Origin of the sequence: Desulfurococcus sp. (genome assembly GCF_049970475.1) — an archaeon.
Classification (GTDB): Archaea; Thermoproteota; Thermoprotei_A; order Sulfolobales; family Desulfurococcaceae; genus Desulfurococcus; species Desulfurococcus amylolyticus.
The window spans coordinates 1-3,326 of the sequence record NZ_JBMFMW010000117.1 but is presented as its reverse complement, the minus strand read 5'-3'; the positions used below and the strand labels follow the sequence as shown (position 1 = coordinate 3,326).

Genomic DNA, 3,326 nt, shown 5'->3' with positions numbered 1-3,326 from the left:
CTCCTAGGGCCTCTTCTACCACCGAACGGTCTCCTAGGCGGCCGGCTAATGCCTCCCGAGCCTGGGGGCGCTGTCGGCGAGTCCTCCGGGATCTCTCCAGAATGTGGTACAGAACTGTCATCTATCTTCACTATCTCACTTGATTTGCCGATGTTTAGCTGGACCTTCCCCTTGAACTCTGTTGTCCATGCGCCGTGTACTTCGACTGCGTCTCCCTCTTGCAGGGTACCTGCTTTTTCTCCCCACAGTGTTGTCTCTACTCTCCCTGTTTCATCGCCTAGTATCGCGTTGCTTATTGTTCTAGGACCCTTCTTAGTCCTTATGACCCTTGGTGCCTCTATCTTTATTACTCTGGCTTTAACGGTTACCTTCTCCATTCCTGGTTTTAGATCTATTATATTTGTAGGAGGGGTTTCCCCCTTATTTGGATTCGAACTCATTACGGTTTCGACTCCCATATTTGGTTACGGTGATTAACCGTATACATGTAAGGCTTTTTAAATATTATCCTTCCGGCAATAACTCAACCTGGATCCATATTGGTTCAAAGCAGGAGTCGTCGAGGACCCTGTATACTTGGATAATACATTCCTCCAAGATGCCACTACAAATATATAGGTGGGATACATCGCCTGGTTTATCACTACACCCGAATCCATTCACGTAATCGAACATTCTTCTAAGGATGCCTGATAAAGCGGCCTCACAGTCACCGTGATTGTTTTTAATAATGAAGAACCCGTGTTTCAATACTCTTGCGTCACTGGTTAATTGATCTATATGCCAATGCAGCCTCTTCCATGAAGAAAGATGACGGAGCACCCTGCAAAATACGTCACAGGTGCCCTTCGCCGAGCCAATGTAGAGGTATACACCGGGTCCTAGTGTTAGTTTCTGCCTGCCGAGCCTTAAATCTATACTTGTCTCTTCTTGAAGCTCTAGTACTAGTATGTAGCAGGACCTCCTGTACTCATCTAGCCCTATGGATGAATGTTTCTCCAACTACCTCACCGATCTCTATGAGGAAAACTTCCAGCATCGGCTTAGCGGTGCCGTGGATCAGGTGGCCGGCAACAGTAGTGTTCTCAAATCCTGCTACTACATGTATATGGATGCTTACCTCACCGTTCCGCTTAACCAGGTAGTTTCCCTGTAGTGATGCCACCTCGATGACGCTCCCGGATGACTTGATTCTTTTCTCCAAGTATGTCTTGGACTCAGGGCTGTAGAATCCTATTACAGCTTCCATGAGGCCTCCAATCCCTGTTATAATGCCTCCCTTCAAGCTGTTTCTACGTATATATTCCTCGATACTTCTATGGACTACATCGCCCTCATTTATTTTAACAGGTATTATCCTCAAGATGTATTACACCAGTTACAATATATTAGGTTCTACTAATATAACCTTGTTATGGTGATGAAACCCGGTTTCAGCGGAGTGAGAATGAAGAAGAGTTACTCAGCTGAGAATGATTTCAAGGGTGATTTAGGTGAGCATGGCTTTCGAGCCAAGATATCTAATGGATAAGATTATTAATCTACTGGTAGAGCTTGAGAAGCCATTTGTCGGTAGGAGTGAGGAGGCGGAGCTACTTGTTCTCTCACTTATCTCGGGCGAACATGTCTTATTAATTGGCGAGCCTGGCACAGCTAAGTCTGCTCTAGCGCGTCGTTTAGCTGACTTAGTTAAAGCCAGGTTCTTCAAATATATGCTTACAAGGTTTACGGAGCCGGATGAATTATTCGGCCCCCTGGATATAGCTGCCCTTAGGGATGGGAAATATATTAGGGTTACTAAGGGGAAGCTACCTGAAGCAGACATAGCCTTCATAGATGAGATATTCAATGCCAATTCAGCAGTCCTCAACATGCTACTTACCCTTATGAATGAGAGAGTAGTTTACGATGGCTACTCTGAGATAGGGATACCCTTGCTAACCTTGATCTCTGCCAGTAATAATGTCCCGGATGAACCAGAGCTCCAGGCTATATATGATCGCTTCCTATTACGTCACTTCGTTAAACCGGTGAGCGAGGACTTGTGGGGAAGACTGCTGGATTCCTCATGGCTTATCGAACAAGGAGTCTACCAGGAGGCTAGGCCCGTTATCTCGATCGATGAAGTCAGGGCGGTTACATCAATGATCTTCAAGGTGGATGTAAGCGGGGTGAAGGAAAAATTGTTAAAGCTGTATGCTGTCTTCGAGGATCAGGGAGTGCATTTAACAGATAGGAGGAAGGGGAAGGCGCTTAAAGCCATTGCTGCCCACGCGTTTCTAAAGGGTAGAATGAAGGCTACCGAGGAAGACCTATATGTGTTAAAATACGTTGCGCCACGTGATAGAGAGGAGGCTGAGAAAGCATACTCAATCCTCCTAGACGAGGTTGAGGCACGGGAAAAACACCTGCGAGAGTTAAGCGAGATAGAGGCGAATCTCAGAGAGGCGAAGGCATATATACTGAGGAGTAGTGAGCTCGACCCAAGGCTACTAGATTATCTAAGGAGCTTCGAAACCCTTAGGGAGAAACTCGAGAAACTTTCCCGTGAGACAGGCGATGAAGTTGTAAGGAGACGAGCCATAGATGTACTGGGCGAATTAAATGATGCAATAGACCTCATCAAGAGGAAGCTAGTACTATGAGCTCCAAGAATAAGGAAGGATACTTAAGAGGCGTGGACTACGGGGATCCTGTTGTAAGGTATAGAGGAGGGAAGATAAAGAGGTTGGCCGAGTTATTCGCTGGGAGGAAACTCGATATCTCCAATGAATTCGCAGCCGACATCTTCTACTTGTTCTACTTACCGGTTCCACTACTCAGAGAAGATGACCCAAGTGGGGGAGAAGAGTACAGGGTTCTGAGAGCCTTAAAAGACTCCCCCAATTTCCCAATTGTTAAGAGCAGAACTATAATGGATTCCTTCATCAGTAGTATCGCTGCAAGCGTCTTCCTCTCAGAGGTAAAGCTACTAGAGGAGGTGGCAGGCAAGAGTAAAGTGGGAAGTGAGCAAATGAATGTTAACGAAAACACTGAAGTCAGTAGAATAGTTGAGAAAGCGCTTACAACTGTGAACATCGATATAGAAAACGTGAAGAAACTTAAATCAATAGTAGAAGGGCTGGAGCCCGGCTCCGCAAGCCAGCTCTCCCTGGATGAGGATGTAGCTGAGGTACTTAAGCTGGCTAGGAACATAGATGTGAAGAGAATACTCGAGATGTTGAAAGGGCTGAAGCCATGGGAGCTCAGCGTAGAAAAGAAGAAGAGGAGGTTTAAGCACGGCGAGATAGCCGGGTATGAGTATGGGAGAGATCTCGAGAGAATAG

The 3,326-nt window shown here is 46.2% G+C and carries 4 protein-coding genes and 1 pseudogene; 2 read left to right on the top strand and 3 right to left on the bottom strand.

Annotation, left to right across the window (positions count from 1 at the left end; all coding sequences use genetic code 11):
• From ACP5N5_RS06355 to ACP5N5_RS06345, 3 genes are all read right to left on the bottom strand, one after another.
• Positions 1–440, bottom strand: a 440-nt coding sequence (locus tag ACP5N5_RS06355; protein ID WP_428134141.1) for an OB-fold nucleic acid binding domain-containing protein, incomplete at its 3' end; no start/stop codon positions are given.
• Positions 441–504: 64 nt separating this feature from the next.
• The gene (locus tag ACP5N5_RS06350) at positions 505–1,002 is read right to left on the bottom strand and encodes a GIY-YIG nuclease family protein (protein WP_428134138.1); all 498 of its coding nucleotides are present in this window, start codon (positions 1,000–1,002) and stop codon (positions 505–507) included.
• The gene (locus tag ACP5N5_RS06345) at positions 971–1,363 is read right to left on the bottom strand and encodes a PCC domain-containing protein (protein WP_042667496.1); all 393 of its coding nucleotides are present in this window, start codon (positions 1,361–1,363) and stop codon (positions 971–973) included. The genes ACP5N5_RS06350 and ACP5N5_RS06345 overlap by 32 nt, the downstream gene beginning before the upstream one ends.
• A gap of 136 nt (positions 1,364–1,499) precedes the next feature.
• Between ACP5N5_RS06345 and ACP5N5_RS06340 the strand changes: the two genes are divergently transcribed.
• The gene (locus tag ACP5N5_RS06340) at positions 1,500–2,645 is read left to right on the top strand and encodes an AAA family ATPase (RefSeq protein WP_428134146.1); all 1,146 of its coding nucleotides are present in this window, start codon (positions 1,500–1,502) and stop codon (positions 2,643–2,645) included.
• Positions 2,642–3,326: pseudogene (locus ACP5N5_RS06335) on the top strand (vWA domain-containing protein); the annotation flags it as partial. The gene ACP5N5_RS06340 and the pseudogene ACP5N5_RS06335, both read left to right, overlap by 4 nt.